Consider the following 19,595-nt stretch of genomic DNA (forward strand, 5'->3'; position numbering starts at 1 on the left):
ATCATACCGGCCCGGATAACGGGGCAAGTCTACGAATCATTGAGGTCAAATCATGCTGACAGGGCAATGCCTTTGTGGCGATATCAAACTGGAATACGATGGCCCACTGGGGCCCATAGCCCTTTGCCATTGCAGTCAGTGCCGGCGTGCCCATGGCAGCGCTTTTTCAGCCAGCGCACCGATTCAGAAAATCCGAACCCGTTTCACGGCGGGCGAAGAGCTGGTCCGGGAATACGAGTCCCGCCCCGGTAAGTATCGCGGCTTTTGTCCTCGTTGTGGCAGCCAGCTATACAGCCGGGTGGATGCCATTCCCGGAATCCTGCGTTTGCGGGTTGGTTTGATTAACGAGCCTCTGGGAAAGGGCCCGTCCTCCCACGTTTATGTTGGTTCCAAGTCGGACTGGTTTACTATTACCGACGATGTTCCCCAGTTCGATAAAACTGAAAGAACATACGATCCAAACTGACGAACGGCACGGATAGCGTCTGATCAGTTCGCAGGCACTATCCGGTAGACCTTGCCGTCGGATTCGTCCGTCAGCAGCCAGAGCACGCCGTCCGGCCCCATTCGCACATCGCGGATACGTTCACCCAGGTCTTCCAGCAAGTCTTCCTCTTCTCTGACTTCCTCGTTTTCAATACTCAGGCGCACCAGTTTCTGCATCTTGAGCGCGCCCACGAACAGGTCACCCTGCCACTCGGGAAACGCGTCACCAGTGTAAAATGCCATCCCCGAGGGTGCGATTGAAGGGTCCCAGTAATGCAGTGGATCGGTGACCCCTTCCATGGTGGTCTTTTCGGAAATGGTACCTCCGGAATAGGCGATACCGTAGGTCACATCCGGCCAGCCGTAATTGTTGCCAGCACGTATGATGTTGATCTCGTCACCGCCTCTGGGGCCGTGTTCATGGCTCCAGATTTCGCCGGTTTCCGGGTGAATGGTCATGCCCTGGATATTGCGGTTGCCATAGGTAAAAAAGGTGTCGTTTACAGAGGCGTCGTCAGTGAACGGGTTACCGGGAGCCGGCTTTCCCTCAGTGGTCAGGCGATGCACGCCACCGGCATCGTCATCCGTCACCTGGGCGCGTTTCTTTTCGCCTCTGTCACCCACGGCAACGTACAGGTTGCCGTCGCGGTCGAATTCCATTCGGCCGGCGAAGTGGCGGCCTGTCGTGCCACGGGGCAGGGCTTCAAAAATCACTTCCACGTCGGATAATTGCCCATCCGTCAGTTTTGCCCTTGCCACCCGGGTAGTCATGCCTTCGCCGCTCACCTCATGGGCATAGCTGAGAAAGAGGGTCTGGTTGCGCTTGAAATCCGGGTGCAGGAGCACGTCCAGCAGGCCGCCTTGCCCGGACACCACCAGGTCAGGTACGCCGCTGATAGGGGCGTCCTGAAGTTCACCGTTCCTGATGTGGCGCAAGCGGCCTGCGCGTTCGGTGACCAGTTGTGAGCCGTCCGGCAGGAACGCCAGGCCCCAGGGATGCTCCAGGCCTTCGGCTACGGTGTCCAGGCGGAAGTCTGCTTTGTCCGAGCTGAAGGTTTGTGCGGTAGCCAGCCCGCTGCTGGCCAGGCCGGCCAGTGCCAGCGACGTGGCGATTCTGCCAATGCGGTTCATGAGGTGGCCTCTCCCTTCGAAATATCTGCCAGAATATCGTTAATATACCCAGTCTAGCAGTTGGTACGAAGGGAAAGGCCGGCGGTATCAGAAGTTGTAAGTGACCGAACCGACTACCGTCCGTTTTGTGCCCACAAAACAGTCCCCGCGTGCCAGGCAGGTTGTAAAGTAGGTTTCGTCTTCAATATTGTTGACGTTCAGGCTCAGGTCCCAGTTGCCGCGCCCATAGCCAATCATGGCGTCAAACAGCGTCACAGCCGGCGTTTTGAGCTCGTCAGCGCCATCCCAGCTGCTACCAACGTAGCGCACACCCGCACCCGCGCGGAATCCGGGGGTACCGGCAATCGCGAAATCATGCTGGCTCCACGCAGAGGCCGTGTGTTCGGGGATGCTTGCCAGCCTGGCACCCTCGTTGGTGCCTTCCACAACTTCGGTGTCGGTATAGGCGTAGCTGGCGATCAGGTCCCACTGCGGGTTCATTTCCACAAAGGCTTCCAGTTCCACACCTCTGGCTCTGGTTTCGCCATTCTGGATCTGGTTGTTGGGCACATCCGGGTCCGGGGCGCGGCGGTTTTTCTCACGCAGGTCGTACACGGTTGCGGTGAAGAAACTGTCGGACCCTGTTGGCTGATACTTGGCACCCAGTTCGATCTGCTCACCTTTGAGGGGCTCAAATGGCTGGTTGAAGGCGTTAACCGAATCAATGGGCAGGAAAGATTCTGAATAACTGATGTAAGGCGAGAGACCGAAACTGGTCTTGTACATCAGGCCAGCACGAGTGGTGATTTCGTTGTCCTCGAAGGTCTCGCTACCCTCTGTCTTGTTGCGGGCGTTGTCGTAGCGCAATCCCAACACCGCAATCCAGCGGTCATCAATGGTCATCTGGTCCTGGAGGTAAACGCCGGTCTGGTAAACGGTATTCTCGGCGATGTCATAGAAGTCGGCCGCGGTGGGGCGGGTGTAATTGCCGTACACGGGGTTGTAGAGGTTGAGGTCGCCAATATCGCTGACATAGGCAGCACGACCGTCACTCTCGGCGCGCTGGAAGTCCACGCCACCAATAACCGTATGGCTGAAACTTTCCGACCCCAGCAGCGCCTCCAGCTGGTGATCCACTGTCAGGGTGTCCAGGTTGGGCTTGCTTACATAGGCCACCCGGGAAATATCGCCGTTATTCTGCAGGGTCGGCGGGAACATCGGATAGATCGACTGGTAGCTGACGTCGCTTTCGGAATAGCGGAGATTCTGGCGCACCGAAAATGTATCGTTCAGTCGATGGCTGATGAGCGACGTGATGGACGTTTCCCTGGTGTTGTATTCATCGAAATCCGGCTCACTCATGAAGACATCAATGGGTATGTCCGGAAGGCCGTCAGGCGCAGGCTTGATGGTTCCGGCGTGGGGCAGGAACTGGGTTGTGGAACCGGAGCGGTCCTCCTGATGTAGCCCCAGCAGTGTCCATTCCGTGTTTTCATTCGGTTTCCAGGTGATGGAGGGTGCCAGTACTACCCGGTTATCTTCCACCTGTTTGACCTGCGTATCGCTGTCCCGCCCCAGCGCTATCAGGCGGTAGAGCAGGGAGCCATCTTCGGTTAACGGGCCGGAGGTGTCGATGGCAGCCTGCTTCAGACTGTTATTGCCCGTTTCCAGGCGCAGTTCGGTTTGCCGGGTTTCCAGGGGGCGTTTGCTGGCCAGGTTTATAATGCCGCCAACATTGCCCTGGCCGTACAGCACAGAGGAGGGGCCGCGGACAATTTCGATACGCTCGAGAGTATAGGGTTCGGTGCGGGGGCGGTTGTAGAAGCCGAACCCTTTCTGCATGCCGTCCAGGAAAATCACCGGGTCGCCGCCGCGAAGGGACTGCCAGTCGCCACGGCTGTCCAGGCCAAACTGCTCGGCACCGATGCCGGCGGAATAGCGCAACGCTTCCTGAATGCTGCTGACTCCCTGGTCGCGCATCTGGTCTTTTGTGACCACCGATATGGACTGGGGGGTGTCGGCAATCGCGGTATTGGTTTTCGTGGCGCTCAACGCCGTTTCTGCGCGGTACCCTTCGACGGGTGCACGTGGGTCTTCCGTTCTTTCGCCGGTGACTTCGATGGCATCAAGGGTAGTTGTATCGGCATGAGTAACTGGCGTGACAACCGAACTCAGAAGCAGGCCGGAAGTAATCCAGGCGGAGGTTCTGCGGGATCGGGTTACGGGTTTATTGCTTTGTGTATCGGGGGACATGGACTGCTTACCTTTGTCTCGCTGGAGGTCGTTATGACATAAACACTGGGCGGAGAGTGCCAGCGCCTTAAAAACGCTGTAATATTAATGATAATGATTAACATTTGCAATATAGTGGTGTAAATTGGTGGGTGAGGTTCAACTCTGACCAGGGAGGTGCAAGATGACACCGGAAAAAGAGGCAATCGAGGGGCTGAAGCTGGCCGCAGGGGCCGGTGGTTTTATTCTGGTGCTGGCCAGTATCCTGTTGCTGGGGTCGACGTTGGGCGGTGGCTGATACTGGCAATACGCTCCTTGCGATAGACACCGCAGGTTCCGCAGTAACCTTCCTCCGGCAGCAGATATTTCAGGCAGCAGCCACGGCGTTGGGGAATGGCCATGGTCTGGCCGTTGAATACCGCCGGTATCCAGTCAATAAAGCGATTAGCCTGGCAGTCGAAACGGCTCAGCCAGCGGGTTGCCAGTTCACAGAGCTGGTCCGGTGGCGCCACGTTATAAAGCGATGAAAATGGCATTCCGAAACCCAGGCCAACGCTGCTCCAGTACGCGCCGGGGCTAACGCCGAGTGCATTGCGGAACACCGGATACCAAGCCTGAACCTGCCTGGTCATCGATGCCACGAAACACTCAGTGTCAACGTTTGGGACAGTCTCCAGCCAGGACCAGCGCGGGGCGGCATCGCCGGCAACCAGGAAAATCCCGGCTGGTGAGGGAAGCGGCGTTCGGCCCTCCAGAAACAGGCGCATGGTCAATGGCGCGATCACCTCCAGGGCGAGGCTCTGATGAAGCACCGATGCGCGGATTCGGCGTTGTTTCTGATCACCTATGCCCGGTATGGAGTGGCCGACGTTCCGGACCAGCTTTTCCGGTTCTGTCAGGCATTCGGCCAGCGTCAGCGCATTGACCGGGAGACTGGTGTGGCCGGTCAGCACGCAGGACTGGCGGATGTCTGCTTCCGACACCCCCGAAGAGTGCCGCAACCGGGCCCAGAGTTGTTGATCAGTGGCGGCCATGGCGGCTCAACCCCCAGAGGAAATAGATACCCCCTACCAGTGCAGCCAGCAAACCTGCCGGGAGCTGGTTGGGAAAGACCACGATTCGCGACAGGTAATCCGCCACCGCAAGCAGAAGGCCGCCGACCAGAGCTGCTGCGATCATCTGGCGGCCGACGGCTTGTTGCCCCAGCACCCTTGCAAGGTGCGGTGCAATCAGTCCGACGAAACTGAGGGGGCCGATGACGACCGTTGCGGCGGCAGTCAGCACCGCCGACAGCAACAGCAGCAGTAGCCGTGCGCGGGCCACAGACAGCCCGAGGGAGGTCGCAGCGGTATCCCCCAGGGGCAGAATGGTCAGTGGACGCACAATCAAAAGCAACAATGTGCTCACCAGCACCACGAATCCCAGCAGCCCGAAAGCCTCGTTCTCGGAAATCAGCCACGTGGAGCCGTACATCCAGTTCAGCAATTGTGATGCCACGGTGCCGCCGGAAGCCATGACCAATCGCAGCCCGGCATCCATAAATACATACAGGGCCAGGCCACCGAGCAGCAACTGGTTCCCTGCGAAGCGGTGTTTGCGCGCAAGCAGGATCAGCAACCCAAGGGCGCCAGCGGCGCCCAGAGTGGCAGCTCCAAGCTGGCCAATGCGGCTGACTTCTGTGCCAGTGAGCACAAGCAACACCATAACCAGCGCAGCCCCGCCGCTGATACCGAGCATTTCCGGGCTACCCATAGGGTTGCCCGTCATCCGCTGAATCAGTGTGCCGGCCAGCCCCAGCGATACCCCGGCAAGAATTGCGGCCAACAGCCGCGGCCCACGCCAGACCCAGGCATCATCCCATTGGGTGACTGATGTCCAGTGCCAGCCCTCCAGCCCTGGAGCCCAGCCCATGGAGATAATCATGGTGGTCACAAGCAATGCGACAACAGCGCAGGGAACAAGTACCGGGGACCGGCGTGTGGGCATAAAGCCTGCCGGGCTGGATTCCGGCCCGGGCATATGGTGAGTATTCCTGAAACTCTGGAGAGCCAGCAGTATCACGGGCCCGCCGATTAGCGCGGTGGTGGTTCCGGTGGGGACCAGGGAGCCATCACCCCAGGTGGACGCCCAGTGTGCCAGGGTATCGGCCAGCAACAGCAGGCCGCCCCCCATGAGGGTGCTCCACAGCATCCGGTTGCCCAGTGTGCGGGCGCCCAGCAGCCGAGCCAGCACCGGGGCGGCCAGCCCTACAAAGGCCACCACGCCAACCCGGCTGACCACGGTGGCCGTCATCAGAACCACCAGAAACAGAGCCAGGGCCCGCAGCAGCCCGACCCTGGCGCCCAGTGCACTGGCTGAAGTCTGACCCAGTTGCAGCAATTGCAGTGGCCTCATCAGCATCAGCATTAGCGCGGCAAGCACCAGAACGCGGGGCCAGAGCTCCATAAAGGGCCCCCAGTTGTTCTGGACCAGGGAGCCGGCTCCCCAGATAAACAGGTTGCCCAGCCATTCCCCCTTCAGGAGGAGGAACGCCATGTTCATGGCGCCGAGAAAGAAGGTGATGACCAGCCCCGCGAGAATGACGCTCACCGGTGAGAATCCGAGCCGCCAGGTGAGTGCAATCACCAGGCCTATCGCCAGCAAACCACCACTGATGGCCACCAGATCGGGGCTGAAGGCCAGCAGCCCGGGCGCAAAAAGTGTGGCAACGGTAATCCCGAACTGGCCGCCGGCTTCCACACCAAGGGTGGTGGGCGAGGCGAGCGGGTTGCCCAGTATCTGTTGGGTAACGGACCCGGCCAGCCCCAGCCCGCATCCGATCAGGATAGCGATAGACACCCGCGGCGCCCAGCTGTAGTGGGCCAGCACGGAGGAATAGTTCTCCGCATCGAAGGTCCAGAATGCAGACACCAATGCGCCGGCATCCAGTTCGCCAAACCAGGGCGCCGAACTGGCGATCAGGGCGCCGATCCACAGGATCACCGCCGCTACCGGCAGTTTTGCAGGAATGACAGGGCGCGACGTGGGCAGGTCAGAGGCTTCAGCGTACATTGTCAGAGCCTTCAGCGTACATTGTCAGAGCCTCCTGCCAACAGTGCGTCTGTCAGCATGGTTGCCAGCCGTTTCACCGGGAAAACACCGCCGAAGGGCCACACGGCCTCTATCCGATACACCTCGTTACGCCTGACCGGGGGCAGATACGTCCAGAAAGGACTGCTGGCCAAGGTGTCGGCAAGCCCGGGCAGAATCGGGGAGATCACCACAATACGACTGTTCTGGTAAGGGGCGATGGCTTCCAGGCCGACAACCGAGAAACCCCAGAAGTTGCCCTCCAGTGGCCAGGCATTTTCAAGTCCCAGGGCGTTCAGGGCGCTCTGGTAAAGGCTGTTGGGCGCGTAAATGCGCACGTGACGGTCATCCAGAAAGTTCACCAGGGCCACCGGCCGGTCTGTCATGCCTGCCGCTTCGAGGCGTTGGCGCTGGTTGGCCAGTGTCTGTTCAAGGTCGGTCAGAATGGCATTCGCCTTTTCCTCCCGGCCGAGCATCGCTGCCAGCGTGGTCAACATCTCGCGGGCTTTCTCGAAGGGCCGGTGGCCTTCCTTGTACACACTGATCACATACGTGGGTGCAATCCGTTCGAGCTGGCGGGAGGCCGGTGCCATTTCTGAACTGGTGACGATCAGGTCCGGCTTCAGTTCCGCAATGGCTTCCAGGCTGGGCGCCACGCGAGTGCCGACATTGGCAACACCGGCGGGAAGCTCCGGCTCGTTCACCCACACCTCGTAACCATCCCGGTCTGCCATGCCCACTGGGGTGACGTCAAGAAGAAGGAGAGCTTCGGTGGCCGCCCAGTTCAGGGTAATGATTCGCTTCGGGGTATCGTCCAGGGAAATGGACCCGTACTCGTGTTGCCAGGTTTGGGCGTTGGCCGGTAACGAGGTCAGGCCCAGGAACAGCAGTGTTATCAGAACACTTACGGCCTGCCTAGTGAACATAGGAAACCCACTGGCCCGGCGCTCGCTCCATCACGCCCATGGGCACCCCGTAGATGGTTTCCAATATCCCGGATTCCATAATCTCCCGGGGGCTGCCGTCGGCAATGAGCTGCCCGGTTCTGAGTGCCACAAGACGATCGCAGAAGCGGGCAGCCAGGTCGACATCGTGCAGCACCACAATAACAGTCAGCTCCCTCTCGTCTGCCAGGCGGTGTACCAGGCGCAGGGTTTCTACCTGGTGTTTCACGTCCAGGGCGGAGATGGGCTCATCAAGCAGCAGGCAGCGGGTTTGCTGGGCCAGCAACATGGCAATCCACGCTCGCTGGCGTTCGCCGCCGGACAGTGTATCCACAGAGCGATGCTGGAAGCGGTCCAGGCCAGTGTCGGCGATTGCCTGATCAATCAAGCGATGGTCTTCGCTGTTGTAGCGGCCCAATGGTCCGCGCCAGGGGTAGCGGCCCAGGGCCACCAGCTCCCGCACAGTGAGACCATCGGTGCCCGGGGGATGCTGGGGCAGGTAGCCAACGGTGCGAGCAAATTCCCGTGCGCCGGTGGTACGGAAGGATGTTCCCAGCAGACTGACGTCACCGGACGTGCGCGACATCTGCCGGGCGAGAACCTTAAGCAATGTGGATTTGCCGGAGCCGTTGTGCCCGAGCAAAGCGGTTACTTCGCCTTCCCGGAATTCGATGTTGATGTTCCGGAGGATAGCGGTATCGCCAATATTCACATCCAGACCGGATACTTCGAAGAACGCAGACATGCAGGCTCCCGTGATTCTGAAGGCCTGCAGGATAATCTAAATGCGAATTACTATCAATACATTGTTGTCATAGAGCAGGGCCAGGGGTCATGCCTGGCCGGTCTGTACCCGCCATTGGGCGTTATAGGCGCCATCGCTTTCCAGCAGATCGTCATGCCGGCCTGACTCCACGATACGACCTCCCTCGACCACGGCAATGGTGTCTGCATCCACGATGGTCGACAGCCGGTGAGCGATCATGATCACGGTGCGGTTATGGCCGATGCGCTTCAGCGAGCGCTGGATGGCGGCTTCGGTTTCATTGTCGACAGCGCTGGTGGCTTCGTCGAGGACCAGAATGGGCGGGTCTTTCAGCAACGCACGGGCGAGAGACAGACGCTGGCGCTGCCCGCCCGACAGCCGCACACCCCGTTCCCCCACAGCAGTCGACAACCCTTCAGGCAGTGCTTCGATGAACGCCCAGGCCTCAGCGGTTTTTGCTGCCTCAATGATCTGTTCATCGCTGGCGTGGGGGAAGCCATAGGCGAGGTTATCGCGGATACTACCCTCAAACAGGTAGACATCCTGGCTCACCAGCCCGATCGCTTCCCGCAGAGATTTCAGGCTGACGGACTGGATAGGCTGCCCGTCGATGCGAATCTGGCCGCCGGTCGGATCATAAAAGCGCAGCAGCAATTTGATCAGTGTCGACTTGCCGGAGCCGGTCGCGCCCACCAGCGCCAGGGTATTCCCGGCCGGCACGTGTACGGAAATGTTGTCGATACCGGCCCCGCTTGAGGGGTAGTGAAAGCTCACTTTCTCGAAGCTGACTTCACCCTTTACCGGTTGCTCCAGTGTTTTGCCGGCATCGTCTTTTACATGCACCGGCTCGGCCAGCAGGTCGAGAATGCGGCGGGTGCTGGCCATGGCCCGTTCAAACAGGTCGATCACTTCCGCAAGCCCGGTCAGTGGCCACAGCAAGCGCTGCGTCAGGAACACCAGAACCCCGTAGGCACCCACGTTCAGGTTGCCTTCCAGCGCCATCATGCCGCCAACGGTAAAGGTAGCCAGAAAACCCGCCAGAATCGCCATGCGGATAATCGGGATAAACGCCGAACTGATGCGAATGGCCCTGCGGTTGGCGTCAACGTAGGCTTCACTGCTGGCTTTCAGGCGCTCGGCTTCGCGCCGTTCCGCGGTGAAGCTCTTGATGGTGGCTATGCCGCCCAGGTTATTGGCCAGTCGGCTCGACAGGTCTCCCACTTTCTCACGCACATCGGCGTAAAGCGGGCCGGCTTTGCGCTGGAAATAGAACGCGCCCCAGACGATAAGAGGAATCGGGGTGAACGCCAGCAGGGCGATCAGGGGGGACAGCACGAAGAACACGGCGCCCACAGCCACTACGGTCACCACTACCTGGATCATGGCGTTGGCACCGCCGTCGAGGAAGCGTTCAAGCTGGTTGACGTCGTCGTTCATGGTGGCGACCAGCTGGCCGGAACTGCGGGCTTCAAAGAAGCTCATGTCCAGCTTCTGGGCATGTTCGTAGGCATCCTGCCTCAGGTCGGACTGCAGGCGCTGGGCCAGGTTGCGCCAGAGGATCTGGAACAGGTATTCGAATATGGATTCGCCGGCCCAGATGAAGAACGTAAGGACCGCCAGAATGGTGATCTGCTCCTGGGCGGTTTCAAATCCCAGGCCTGCCACGAAGCTCTCTTCCTGGTTGACCACCACATCAATGGCAACACCGATCAGGATTTCCGGAGCAATATCGAACAGCTTGTTGATAATGGAGCAGGTGGTCGCAGCAATGATCTGGCGGCGATAGCCTCTGGCATAACGCAGAAGGCGCCCGAGGGCGGCAAAACTGCTGGTGGTCTTGGGGGAAGGCTCGTTCATATTCGCTCCGCTTGCGCCAGAAAAGCGGCAAGGGTAGCGGATTTAGGCTTCGGTTAAAAGAGAATGATTATCATGAAGCTCGCTATGTTGCGGAGCTTCATGACTGAAGGACAAACACTAGAGGATTTCGACACCCTCGCATTTGTATCGGCCTATCAGGGTGTCCTGTTGCAGCACATTGCCATCCAGATCAAAGCAGAACAGCCAGGTTTCAGTGTGCTCGCCGATTTCAACACTCTTTAAACCGACGCATTCGTTGGGATAGCCCGGAATAATCTTGAACGACGATATTCCCCGCTCCGGTACCCGTTCACCGATGGTGATGGTGCGTATGTTGCTGAAATCCTCATCGGCAATGATCAGAGTGTTGGCGCCGCGCTCCCGCTCGTCAATGGGTTCGTCGAAGGGTTCTGTGGAAATCTTGCGGGGGAAGAATAGCCACTCCTGGCGATAGGGGTGCCACTCCGCAGCCTCATGGATCACGTAGCCGTCTGGCCCAACCTCCAGGGCATCGCGGATGCGCTGGTAGTTCTCCCGCCAGTCAATACTGCTTAGCCCATACTGGCGGTCCAGTACTTTGATCCACTCTTCCCTGGTTTTTTTGCCGTGGCTGCCAACAATCATATTGTCGCCCTTCAGGGTGGCCCACTCGCTTTTGAAGCCCTTGAACTTCTCGTCACCGCTGCCGGTCATCAAAATGTGTCTGGGAACAAGCTGGTTCTCGTTGCGGATCTCACAGACCAGGCCGGTGCGGTCATCAAAGGTGACCAACCTCTGGCCAAATTGCACCAGTTCGGAGAACTCGGCGCCCCGGCCGCCTTCGGCAATCAGACTGATCAAATGGTGTTCGCCGCCCTGGGCCTCCGGGATCTCTTCCAGGCGGTAGCTGACTTTGCCGGTGGCCGGATGTACGTCGCGATAGAGTTTGTCGTAGCGCAGGGTGGACTTCCATGCCGTCTGGCCATCGTCCAGTTCTACCTGGGAAGCATGGTCCTCGTCGGTGATGATGGCAAGGGTGTATTCACGGGTGTCCGGCCCGTAGCGTTCGAGGCGGGCGACATCGGCGGATTGCTGAGTCATGGAGATCCTCCCGGCATTGGATCGACTTTCTCGTACCTTGGAGGATGGCTCGGATGATTGCCAGCCCCGCGAATTACCGTTTTGTATTCTGTTGCAGCCACCGGTCCAGCTTGTCGGCAAATTCTTTGCGGTCGGTCTGACTGAACGGCGCGGGGCCGCCCGTCACCTGGCCGGCGTTTCGCATTTCTTCCATGAAGTTGCGCATGGCCAGGCGCTGGCGAATATTCTCCCTGGTAAAGGCCTGGCCGCGTGGATTGAACACCTCCGCACCTTTCTCGATGGCTTCGGCGGCCAGGGGGATATCCTGGGTGATAACAAGGTCGCCTTTGTGCATCTGGTCCATAATTTCGTTGTCCGCCACATCAAAACCCTGGGGCACCTGCCGGCGCTTGATGTAGGGGCTCGGGGGCAGGTTAATGGCGTGGTTCGCGATGAAGGTGGTCTCGACTTGCCAACGGGTTGCGGCGCGGCAGAGAATTTCCCGGATGGGGACGGGGCAGGCGTCGGCGTCGACCCAGATTGGCATGGCTGGTTTCCTCATGGTTCAGTTCTCGATGGAGTTTACCTTTTGTTGTTGTGAGCCTGGTAGTTGTGTTCCGCGTATTGTTTGGTGGGACTGCTGAACTGTCGGGCTTGCGCCCTTGGGAGGGGCTTTCCAAAAAACGCTACAAGCACGTCCGTGTGCGCTTGATTCCGGCCATCCATGGCCTCCAACATTTTTGGAAAGTCCCTCCCAAGGGCGAGATCAGGCTGCGGCGTAATATCCACGATAGTAGAGATGACTCAACACTCAAAGGTGGGGTTTCTTATGAGAGTAAGTATTGTTTCCGCTGCTTTTTTTACTCTGGTGTTAGGCCTCGCTCTAATTTCGACGGCTACCGCACAGGCTGACGAGTCAGAAGCTTGGGAGGCTCTTAGGGAAGGCCGGGCGGTGTTAATGTTGCGGCATGCTCTGGCGCCAGGTACCGGAGACCCTGGCAATTTCAAAGTGGACGACTGCTCCACCCAGCGCAATCTGAACGACACTGGCCGTGAACAGGCGAGGGCGTGGAAGCCTTTATTGGCGGAGCATGGTATTGATCAGGCGCGGGTGTTCAGCAGCCAGTGGTGCCGTTGTCTTGAGACTGCGCGGGAGATGGATATCGGGCCGGTTGAAGAGATGATATCGCTGAATTCGTTTTTCCGGAACCGTGGCAACGGGCAAATGCAGACCGAGCAGACCATTGCGATTGTGAACGAGCTGGAACCCGGCCCCCCGGTGGTGCTGGTGTCGCACCAGGTGAATGTGACGGCGCTGACGGATGTGTATCCCTCATCTAATGAGGGAGTGTTGATTGCATTGCCGCTTTCGGCAAACCCGACCGTGCTGGCAAGGGTTTCGCCTGGGCGGTAGTGGTATAATCCCGCGTTCATTCAGTTAACAGGAAACAACATGTCCCAACTTCCCCCGTGCCCCGAATGCAGCTCTGAATACACCTATGAAGACGGTGTGCGATTGGTTTGTCCTGAATGCGGGCATGAATGGTCAGAGGCGGAAGTGGCAGCGAATGAAGCCGGCAAGGTGATACGTGATGCCAACGGCAACGACCTTCAGGATGGCGATACCGTAACGGTGATCAAGGACCTCAAGGTCAAGGGCTCCAGCTCTGTGGTAAAGGTGGGAACCAAGGTGAAGAACATTCGTCTTGTGGACGGTGATCATGGCATCGATTGCAAGATCGATGGCATTGGTGCCATGAAACTGAAATCCGAGTTCGTCAAGAAAGCCTGACCCGATGGTTTCATCGCAGTATTAACGGAGAGATTGAATGGCCGATAACGATAAGGATGTAACGCCAGCGCAACCACAGCCACCATCGCCAGAGAAGAAAAATGAATTGCATCAGGAACTCCCGGTTGATTTCCCTGATCCGTTCTTTCGCAGTCTGCACCGTGTTATCCGGTTTGCGATCCGGGTGCTCGCGGTACTGATGGTCGCGGTTATTCTCTGGGGCGTGGGCGATGTTATTTACATCATTTACGACAGGTTGATCACGCCGCCTTTTCTACTGTTGAACATTAACGATATTTTCTACACCTTCGGTGCCTTTATGGCGGTGCTGATTGCAGTGGAAATCTTCATCAATATACGGCTCTACCTAGGTACCAACGTCTTCCCGGTACAGCTGGTTGTCGCCACCGCGCTTATGGCGATCGCCCGGAAAGTTATCGTGCTGGATTTTGAAACACTGACCCCCATGTACCTGATCGGTATCGCCGCGACTACCCTCGCACTTGGCGTTACCTATTGGCTATTGAGGCAGGGCAATCAGTACCATGAGTGGGACGACTGATTGCCCTCTGTTTGGGGGGCGCCTGGCTACGCGCCCGCTGCAACCTGCACTTGTTGTTCCAGCTCCCTGGCAAGGGCCGGTTCCAGCTTCAGGGCATTGGCCAGTTGGTCCAGCCAGGCCCGCTCCATGGGGTTCTGATCGTCGATCATCACCGCACTGACGATATAGATTTCCCGGCTTGCCTGGGGTGAGTCGGCACTGCGGGCAAGGCCGTTGGCGTCGAGAGGGGCGTCGAATTGCTGTTGAATCCAGGCGTGCAGTTCATCATCCGGCCCCAGCTTTTCGATTTCCTGGGTAAGCAATGCCCGCTCGTTGGCATCAACGTGTCCGTCGGCCCGGGCAGCCATGATCATCGCCTGCAATATTTCCAGGCCACGCTGCTCCTGTTCGCTGCCTTGCAGCTGCTCCAGTGGCTGGCCCTCTCGGGCACTATCGGTCACAGGGCTGGAGGACTGGGCCTGATAGTTCTGGTAGGCTTTCCAGGCCAGCACGCCAACCCCCGCGAGGGCGCCATATTTCAGAGCCTTGCCGCCCATCTTGCGCCCCCGCTTCGATCCCATCATAAGCCCGACCGCTCCACCACCGAGCAGACTCTTGACGTCGATCCCGCTGGAGCCTGTACCTCCGGAACCGCTGCCGCCGAACTGGGAGGCGAGGTTCCCCACCATACGATTCACATCGGTACCTCCTGAGGTACCTCCTGAGCCTGATTGGCTTCCGGATGCCTGGTTCATCAACTGCTTGAGAATATTCATGGCGTTCATGTATTCGCTCCTGAATTGCGCCTATGGCCAAGCTGGTCATTTGGTTGAGGCATTTCTGTATCCGCTGGTATGACCGTAGCGTTCAGATTTGGTGCCCGAATCCACGCATGACATTGGCTGCAAAATTGACGGTGAGACTTGTCATCAACGGCAGCCGAAGTGACACTGTGTTCGTTTTGCCAACTTATTAACGATAACTCCACAAAGCGAGGCTCCATGAAAACACTCACTGCGCTGGCCGCCAACGTGCTGTTCGGTTTCAGCATTCTCGCAGGCACAATTTCCACCACTGCCCTGGCCCACGAATACACCGAAGGCAATATCACAATCGACCACCCCTGGAGCCGGCCCACACCCCCGGGCGTACCCATGGGCGTTGGCTACATGGCCATTACCAACCATGGCGACAGCGACATCACCTTCACCAGCGCCACCACCCCCAGAGCGCAAAACGTCTCCCTCCACGAAAGCACCATGAAAGACGGCACCATGAGTATGCGCCCGTTGAAGGACGGCCTCACCATCCCAGCCGGCGAAACCGTGGAACTCAAGCCCCACGGCTACCACCTGATGCTTGAAAAGCTGAAAGGCCCCTTGAAAGAAGGCGAAAGCATTCCACTCACATTAACATTTGAGGGCGCGGCGGACATGAACGTTGAATTAAACGTTGAACCGCTGGATGGAGGCGTGCAGAAGAAAGACAACGGAATGGACCATTCCGGGCACTGAAAATGCTGGCTGGAGTTATACGAGCGGGTTCGTAGAATACGTTGTTAGGGAGTAAGGAAGCCATGGATCAGGCAGAATATTGGTACGCGGTGGCTTCAGTTCAAAAGGTAGGTCCTGACAAATATGTGAGAATACATTCAATGAAAAAGGTTTTAACTTTTCTTCTTGTATTATTGCCATCAGTAGTCATCGCCGAAGCTAACGATTCTGTTGTCGCAGCTTTAGATCGAATGGCTGATGAGCTGGATGCTCGTGTGGGCTTTTCCGCTTATGATCTGGAGACAGGGCAGCGCTGGGAATATCAGGCTGACCAGAGGTTTCCTCTGTTGAGCACGTTTAAAACTCTTGCTTGTGCCGAATTATTATACCGATTCGATAAAGGGGAGGTGCAGTTAAGCAGAGAAGTAAGCTTTTCGGACGCAGATTTAGTGACCTATTCTCCCGTCACTGAAAAATTTGCGGGCCGCCAGGCAATGACACTTTCAGAGTTGTGCGAAGCAACCCTGAGTACGAGCGACAACACAGCCGCCAATTTGATTCTGCGAGCTCTGGGCGGACCTGAAACAATTACGACCTTCGCCAAGTCTCTGGGGGACGATGTAACCCGTCTTGATCGTTGGGAGACGGACCTTAATGAGGCGCAGCCGGGCGACCAGAGGGATACAACTACTCCAAACGCGATGGTGCGTAATATTCAGAGATTGCTGTTAGGCGACGTGTTATCTGTAGAGTCCAGAAGGCAGCTGCGCAATTGGCTGGAAGGAAATCAGGTAGCAGATGGCCTGTTTCGGGCTGCTGTGCCTCAAAGCTGGGTTGTTGCAGATAGAACCGGGGCTGGTGGTTTCGGATCGAGGTCGATAACGGCCGTAATGTGGCCACCGGAGCGTCAGCCTATTGTTGTCGCACTCTATATTACGGAAACAGAATCTTCCTTGTCAGAGCGAAACGAAGCGATTGCAAAAATAGGTGCAGTGATAGTGGAGGCAGTGGGTCAGGGGAATTGAAGCATAACTCCCCGTTCCCGCTCAGCCTGATAACTTAGTGCACAGTAGCCTTCGAAAACACATTAATAACCGCAACACCGGTGATGATCAGCGCCATACCAATCACACTGGCGGCATCCAGTGTTTGCCCGTAAATTAGCCAGCCGATGAGTGCTACCAGCACAATACCCAGCCCCGCCCAAATGGCATAGGCCAGGCCCACCGGGATTTCCTTCAATGTGATTGAGAGGAAGTAAAAGGCAACGGTATAGCCTGCAATCACCAGCAGGCTTGGCCAGAGTTTTGTGAACCCTTCACTGGCTTTCAGCCCGCTGGTTGCGACCACTTCTGCAACAATGGCAATGCCAAGAAATAACCAACTTTTCACAGTGAATCTCCAGTAACGAACGACATTGGGACGCGGACGATACCAGCCCCCATCGCCACCTGACAGGGTGGCTATGGAAAAGCAGAAGCGCCCGGGCCTGTGGCCTGTCCCAAAAACATCAGCTACGCTTTTCCCATGATGAATGAAGAAAGCCGCCGTTCCTTGCTGTCCCGGCGTACTTTGATCGACATGGCCTATGCAGTACTACACTTCCCGCGAGGGAAGATCAGAGGACTTGCTCATGCCTGCACATCCTTCATTTCCAGACGGACACCAGAATTCACCTGCGTCCGGGAAAACCAGAAACCTCAGCGACATCTTCAACTCCTTCTTCGGGATTGAGGTCGCCACCACCGAGGAAATGATCAATAAAGTCTTTGAAGTCCGGTACCAGGTTTACTGTATCGACAGGCCCTTTGAAGACCCGCGCCAATTTCCCGACAACAGGGAACATGATGCTTACGATCCGCGCTCGGCCCATGCCCTGATCCAGCATCGCAGAACCGGAGACAGCGTCGCGGTCGTTCGCCTCGTTCTGGCGGGAGACAACCCGGAACAGTCAGACTTCCCGATGGAAGGGGCCTGTTTCCCCAGAATGAGCCAGCCAGCCCAGGACATGATTGCGGCGGCTCCCCGGCAGCATATGGCCGAGATTTCCAGAATGGCGGTAAGTCGGGAATTTCGTCGGCGCCTCAACGAGCAGGAATCACCCACTGGTGTTACCGACCAGACCTCCTACGCTGACGCCGAGGGCGGCAGGCGCGCCATGCCCTATATCAGCCTGGGCCTGTTTGCCGCCATCCTGCGAATGTCGGTCAAACACAACGTCACACACTGGATGGCGGTAATGGAGCCGGCTCAATTGCGTCTGTTAAAGCGTTTTGGTGTGGAGTTTGATCACGTGGGGCCGGTCATGGAGTATCACGGCCTCCGCCGGCCAGCCTTCACCAACGCGGCATCCCTGATCAATGGCATCCTCAGGCGCCGCCCGGATGTCTGGGAGTTGATCACCGAATCAGGTCGTTATCTGCCCCCGTGACTCGCTTATGGCCCGCCCACAGGGGGCCTCTTGGCCCGGGGCAGAAAGCCATCTTCCGCGAGTTTCGAATGCAGTTGCTGAGGCTTGAGGTGCGCGAGATCCTTGTCGACCTCGGTTAGCGTGACCTGGTCAGTCGGAAGGTTGTTGAGCTCCGGTCTCAGAACGCCGAGCATCTGGCTCTCGGCACACAGTACCAGATGGCTGATGCTTTTATCCTGGATGACCTGCTTCAGGTCGGCCACGATATCTTTGGCAAACTGGCGGTTGACCTGATGGTCGCGTTTGTCGCGGTGTTCGTCGTAATTGTGATGCGGGACAGCCGTGCCCTGGCCTCCCTTTGGCTCACGCTGCGCTCCGCGGCTGTCGCTCCAGATCTCACTCTCGCTCGCCGTGTGCTCCGGGTTGGAGAGGGTCTTATACTCCGTGAGGTAGGGGGATCTTTCCAATTCCGGTGTATCAGAGGATTCCAGTGTGAAAATCCGCGCTTTCGCTAGCTCTGCTGCAACGACACAGTATTCAGCCATGTTGGGCCTCCAGGTTTTGTTCCCTCATCACTATCCAGACTTTCCAGCCACTATTGAACTGCTTTCCGGAAGCTGGCATACAAACGAGATGTTTGGTTGGGGGAAAGGTTTTTCAAGGTCTTCCGCCTCTGGCTCTGTTTATTGCCTTCCGAAAGGTCCATTCCTATACTCGCATAGCGGGCCGTTGCCTGGGCGCCGCAGCAATCCGTCCTGATTCCAATAAAAAAGGAAACAACATGTTGAAACGTAGCACATTTCTGGCTGCTGTGGCGGCAACGCTGATGTTCAGTGCCACCGCTCATGCCCAGTACAAGGATGAATACACCGTCTCCACAGTGCTTCCGTCTGCCTTCCCCTGGGGCCAGGCTGCCGATAAATGGGTGGAGCTGGTGAAAGAGCGCTCAGAAGGGCGTATCAACATGAAGATCTACAGCAACTCGCAGTTGGTCTCCGGCGACCAGACCAAGGAGTTTTCGGCCATGCGGTCCGGGCTGATTGACATGGCGGTTGGCTCCACTATCAATTGGTCCCCGCAGGTGCCGGAACTGAATCTGTTTTCCCTGCCTTTCCTGATGCCGGACTATGCAGCCATCGATGCGATCACCCAGGGTGAGGCCGGTGAGGCCGTCTTTGCCGCGATCAAGAAGCGCGGAGTAACCCCGCTGGCGTGGGGCGAAAACGGTTTCCGGGAACTGTCGAACTCCAAGCTGACCATTGACGAGCCGGCCGATCTGGATGGTCTGAAAATCCGCGTTGTTGGCTCGCCGCTGTTCCAGGACACCTTCACGGCCCTGGGCGCCAACCCCACCCAGATGAGTTGGGCTGATGCTAAACCAGCGCTGACCACCGGCGCTGTTGATGGCCAGGAAAATCCGCTGTCGGTCTTCGATGTGGCCCGTATTGATCAGGTTGGCCAGGAATACCTGACACGCTGGCACTACATGGCTGACCCACTGGTGTTCGCGGTCAGCAACAGTATCTGGGACCAGTTCAGCCTGGAGGACCAGGCGCTGTTGAAACAGGCTGCAATTGACGCCGGTCAGTGGGAGATTGAAAAATCCCGTAGTGAAATCGATGAGACTCTGGCCGCCATCAAGGACCGGGGTGTGGAAGTCACTGAGCTGACCGATGAACAACGCGATGCCTTTGTGAACGCCACCCAGTCCGTATACGAAAAATGGACTCCGCGGATTGGCGAGGATCTGGTGGAGCAGGCCAGGGAAGCGGTCGCCAACCGCAACCAGTAACAGCGACTTGCCCAGGCACCCGCCGTTGCCGGCGGGTGCTTTTC

General features: G+C 57.8%; 20 protein-coding genes. 8 read left to right on the forward strand and 12 right to left on the reverse strand.

Going from position 1 to position 19,595, the window contains the following annotated elements; translation table 11 throughout:
- The first annotated feature begins 52 nt into the window (after positions 1-52).
- On the forward strand, positions 53-466 hold the full coding sequence (locus ABJM11_RS13450) for a GFA family protein (protein WP_348296392.1): 414 nt from the start codon (positions 53-55) through the stop codon (positions 464-466).
- 23 nt (positions 467-489) lie between these two features.
- Here the strand turns inward: ABJM11_RS13450 and ABJM11_RS13455 are convergent, their stop codons facing one another.
- The 9 genes from ABJM11_RS13455 to ABJM11_RS13495 all read right to left on the reverse strand — a co-directional run bounded on the left by ABJM11_RS13455 (position 490) and on the right by ABJM11_RS13495 (position 12,070).
- Positions 490-1,617 (reverse strand): PQQ-dependent sugar dehydrogenase, encoded by a 1,128-nt coding sequence (locus ABJM11_RS13455; protein WP_348296393.1) that lies wholly within the window; start codon positions 1,615-1,617, stop codon positions 490-492.
- An 87-nt stretch (positions 1,618-1,704) separates the two neighbouring features.
- A complete protein-coding gene (locus ABJM11_RS13460) occupies positions 1,705-3,849 on the reverse strand; it encodes a TonB-dependent siderophore receptor (RefSeq protein ID WP_348296394.1) in 2,145 nt (714 codons plus the stop codon).
- Positions 3,850-4,070: 221 nt separating this feature from the next.
- A complete protein-coding gene (locus ABJM11_RS13465; protein ID WP_348296395.1) occupies positions 4,071-4,862 on the reverse strand; it encodes a (2Fe-2S)-binding protein in 792 nt (263 codons plus the stop codon).
- On the reverse strand, positions 4,849-6,879 hold the full coding sequence (fhuB, locus tag ABJM11_RS13470; protein WP_348296396.1) for a Fe(3+)-hydroxamate ABC transporter permease FhuB: 2,031 nt from the start codon (positions 6,877-6,879) through the stop codon (positions 4,849-4,851). The genes ABJM11_RS13465 and fhuB overlap by 14 nt, the downstream gene beginning before the upstream one ends.
- Before the next feature lie 11 nt (positions 6,880-6,890).
- A complete protein-coding gene (locus ABJM11_RS13475) occupies positions 6,891-7,823 on the reverse strand; it encodes an ABC transporter substrate-binding protein (RefSeq protein WP_348296397.1) in 933 nt (310 codons plus the stop codon).
- The gene (locus ABJM11_RS13480; RefSeq protein WP_348296398.1) at positions 7,813-8,586 is read right to left on the reverse strand and encodes an ATP-binding cassette domain-containing protein; all 774 of its coding nucleotides are present in this window, start codon (positions 8,584-8,586) and stop codon (positions 7,813-7,815) included. Before ABJM11_RS13480 ends, ABJM11_RS13475 begins: the two co-directional genes overlap by 11 nt.
- Positions 8,587-8,673: 87 nt before the next feature.
- Complete coding sequence (locus ABJM11_RS13485; RefSeq protein WP_348296399.1) at positions 8,674-10,464, reverse strand: ABC transporter ATP-binding protein; 1,791 nt, start codon at positions 10,462-10,464, stop codon at positions 8,674-8,676.
- A 117-nt stretch (positions 10,465-10,581) separates the two neighbouring features.
- Positions 10,582-11,544: a hypothetical protein gene (locus tag ABJM11_RS13490; protein ID WP_348296400.1), complete on the reverse strand. Its 963-nt coding sequence runs from the start codon at positions 11,542-11,544 to the stop codon at positions 10,582-10,584.
- Between the two features lie 73 nt (positions 11,545-11,617).
- Positions 11,618-12,070, reverse strand: a complete 453-nt coding sequence (locus ABJM11_RS13495; protein WP_348296401.1) for a YaiI/YqxD family protein — start codon at positions 12,068-12,070, stop codon at positions 11,618-11,620.
- A 282-nt stretch (positions 12,071-12,352) separates the two neighbouring features.
- On the opposite strand from ABJM11_RS13495, the gene ABJM11_RS13500 reads away from it, so the two are divergent.
- From ABJM11_RS13500 to ABJM11_RS13510, 3 genes are read left to right on the forward strand one after another with little or no spacing between them, the layout of a single operon-like run.
- Positions 12,353-12,937 (forward strand): histidine phosphatase family protein, encoded by a 585-nt coding sequence (locus ABJM11_RS13500; protein ID WP_407069996.1) that lies wholly within the window; start codon positions 12,353-12,355, stop codon positions 12,935-12,937.
- Between the two features lie 39 nt (positions 12,938-12,976).
- On the forward strand, positions 12,977-13,315 hold the full coding sequence (locus ABJM11_RS13505) for a zinc ribbon domain-containing protein YjdM (RefSeq protein ID WP_348296403.1): 339 nt from the start codon (positions 12,977-12,979) through the stop codon (positions 13,313-13,315).
- A gap of 37 nt (positions 13,316-13,352) precedes the next feature.
- A complete protein-coding gene (locus tag ABJM11_RS13510) occupies positions 13,353-13,877 on the forward strand; it encodes a phosphate-starvation-inducible PsiE family protein (protein WP_348296404.1) in 525 nt (174 codons plus the stop codon).
- A 26-nt stretch (positions 13,878-13,903) separates the two neighbouring features.
- On the opposite strand, the gene ABJM11_RS13515 is transcribed toward ABJM11_RS13510, so the two are convergent.
- Complete coding sequence (locus tag ABJM11_RS13515) at positions 13,904-14,641, reverse strand: tellurite resistance TerB family protein (protein WP_348296405.1); 738 nt, start codon at positions 14,639-14,641, stop codon at positions 13,904-13,906.
- A 216-nt stretch (positions 14,642-14,857) separates the two neighbouring features.
- On the opposite strand from ABJM11_RS13515, the gene ABJM11_RS13520 reads away from it, so the two are divergent.
- Together ABJM11_RS13520 and bla are read left to right on the forward strand one after the other, a co-directional pair.
- Positions 14,858-15,370 carry a copper chaperone PCu(A)C gene (locus tag ABJM11_RS13520; RefSeq protein WP_348296406.1) on the forward strand — a complete coding sequence of 171 codons (513 nt, stop codon included), beginning with the start codon at positions 14,858-14,860 and terminating at the stop codon, positions 15,368-15,370.
- Positions 15,371-15,510: 140 nt separating this feature from the next.
- On the forward strand, positions 15,511-16,374 hold the full coding sequence (gene bla, locus ABJM11_RS13525) for a class A beta-lactamase (RefSeq protein ID WP_348296531.1): 864 nt from the start codon (positions 15,511-15,513) through the stop codon (positions 16,372-16,374).
- A 34-nt stretch (positions 16,375-16,408) separates the two neighbouring features.
- On the opposite strand, the gene ABJM11_RS13530 is transcribed toward bla, so the two are convergent.
- On the reverse strand, positions 16,409-16,741 hold the full coding sequence (locus tag ABJM11_RS13530) for an SMR family transporter (RefSeq protein WP_348296407.1): 333 nt from the start codon (positions 16,739-16,741) through the stop codon (positions 16,409-16,411).
- 241 nt (positions 16,742-16,982) lie between these two features.
- Between ABJM11_RS13530 and ABJM11_RS13535 the strand changes: the two genes are divergently transcribed.
- Positions 16,983-17,780 carry a PEP-CTERM/exosortase system-associated acyltransferase gene (locus ABJM11_RS13535; protein WP_348296408.1) on the forward strand — a complete coding sequence of 266 codons (798 nt, stop codon included), beginning with the start codon at positions 16,983-16,985 and terminating at the stop codon, positions 17,778-17,780.
- Positions 17,781-17,785: 5 nt separating this feature from the next.
- On the opposite strand, the gene ABJM11_RS13540 is transcribed toward ABJM11_RS13535, so the two are convergent.
- Entirely contained in the window at positions 17,786-18,304 is a 519-nt protein-coding gene (locus ABJM11_RS13540) for a host attachment protein (protein ID WP_348296409.1), read from the reverse strand.
- A gap of 236 nt (positions 18,305-18,540) precedes the next feature.
- Between ABJM11_RS13540 and ABJM11_RS13545 the strand changes: the two genes are divergently transcribed.
- Complete coding sequence (locus ABJM11_RS13545; protein ID WP_348296410.1) at positions 18,541-19,551, forward strand: DctP family TRAP transporter solute-binding subunit; 1,011 nt, start codon at positions 18,541-18,543, stop codon at positions 19,549-19,551.
- The last annotated feature ends 44 nt before the right edge of the window (positions 19,552-19,595 follow it).

It is taken from the genome of Marinobacter sp. (assembly GCF_039977835.1).
In the GTDB taxonomy this organism is placed as follows: domain Bacteria; phylum Pseudomonadota; class Gammaproteobacteria; order Pseudomonadales; family Oleiphilaceae; genus Marinobacter.

Bases quoted from the DNA above. Each gene is read 5' to 3' on its own strand.
- ABJM11_RS13450 (WP_348296392.1), top strand. From the start codon at position 53: ATGCTGACAGGGCAATGCCTTTGTGGCGATATCAAACTGGAATACGAT.
- ABJM11_RS13455 (WP_348296393.1), bottom strand. From the start codon at position 1,617: ATGAACCGCATTGGCAGAATCGCCACGTCGCTGGCACTGGCCGGCCTG.
- ABJM11_RS13460 (WP_348296394.1), bottom strand. From the start codon at position 3,849: ATGTCCCCCGATACACAAAGCAATAAACCCGTAACCCGATCCCGCAGA.
- ABJM11_RS13465 (WP_348296395.1), bottom strand. From the start codon at position 4,862: ATGGCCGCCACTGATCAACAACTCTGGGCCCGGTTGCGGCACTCTTCG.
- fhuB (WP_348296396.1), bottom strand. From the start codon at position 6,879: ATGTACGCTGAAGCCTCTGACCTGCCCACGTCGCGCCCTGTCATTCCT.
- ABJM11_RS13475 (WP_348296397.1), bottom strand. From the start codon at position 7,823: ATGTTCACTAGGCAGGCCGTAAGTGTTCTGATAACACTGCTGTTCCTG.
- ABJM11_RS13480 (WP_348296398.1), bottom strand. From the start codon at position 8,586: ATGTCTGCGTTCTTCGAAGTATCCGGTCTGGATGTGAATATTGGCGAT.
- ABJM11_RS13485 (WP_348296399.1), bottom strand. From the start codon at position 10,464: ATGAACGAGCCTTCCCCCAAGACCACCAGCAGTTTTGCCGCCCTCGGG.
- ABJM11_RS13490 (WP_348296400.1), bottom strand. From the start codon at position 11,544: ATGACTCAGCAATCCGCCGATGTCGCCCGCCTCGAACGCTACGGGCCG.
- ABJM11_RS13495 (WP_348296401.1), bottom strand. From the start codon at position 12,070: ATGCCAATCTGGGTCGACGCCGACGCCTGCCCCGTCCCCATCCGGGAA.
- ABJM11_RS13500 (WP_407069996.1), top strand. From the start codon at position 12,353: ATGAGAGTAAGTATTGTTTCCGCTGCTTTTTTTACTCTGGTGTTAGGC.
- ABJM11_RS13505 (WP_348296403.1), top strand. From the start codon at position 12,977: ATGTCCCAACTTCCCCCGTGCCCCGAATGCAGCTCTGAATACACCTAT.
- ABJM11_RS13510 (WP_348296404.1), top strand. From the start codon at position 13,353: ATGGCCGATAACGATAAGGATGTAACGCCAGCGCAACCACAGCCACCA.
- ABJM11_RS13515 (WP_348296405.1), bottom strand. From the start codon at position 14,641: ATGAACGCCATGAATATTCTCAAGCAGTTGATGAACCAGGCATCCGGA.
- ABJM11_RS13520 (WP_348296406.1), top strand. From the start codon at position 14,858: ATGAAAACACTCACTGCGCTGGCCGCCAACGTGCTGTTCGGTTTCAGC.
- bla (WP_348296531.1), top strand. From the start codon at position 15,511: ATGAAAAAGGTTTTAACTTTTCTTCTTGTATTATTGCCATCAGTAGTC.
- ABJM11_RS13535 (WP_348296408.1), top strand. From the start codon at position 16,983: ATGCCTGCACATCCTTCATTTCCAGACGGACACCAGAATTCACCTGCG.
- ABJM11_RS13540 (WP_348296409.1), bottom strand. From the start codon at position 18,304: ATGGCTGAATACTGTGTCGTTGCAGCAGAGCTAGCGAAAGCGCGGATT.
- ABJM11_RS13545 (WP_348296410.1), top strand. From the start codon at position 18,541: ATGTTGAAACGTAGCACATTTCTGGCTGCTGTGGCGGCAACGCTGATG.